This is a genomic window from Bailinhaonella thermotolerans, from assembly GCF_003594875.1.
GTDB lineage: Bacteria > Actinomycetota > Actinomycetes > Streptosporangiales > Streptosporangiaceae > Bailinhaonella > Bailinhaonella thermotolerans.
In genome coordinates, this window is the sequence record NZ_QZEY01000037.1 from 1 (window position 1) to 236 (window position 236).

A 236-nucleotide genomic window follows, 5' to 3' on the forward strand; every position below is an offset into this window, starting at 1 on the left:
AAGGGGGGGCGCTACGCAACGTCACACGCTTCGGCCATGCCGCTCTTCACGGCCGGGACGCTGGAGCACCGGGTAGGGAACCTGGCGTCGAACACCCGCCACGCAAACCCGGGAGGGCGCGCGGAACACAGGCCCCAAGGGGCCGGGAGGGGGTGTGGCGGTGCCAGAGAACAGATCGGCGGGCATCTCGCGGGCTGTGCCTCACGCGAGAGGGGGGACCGCCGGGTCAGTCACAC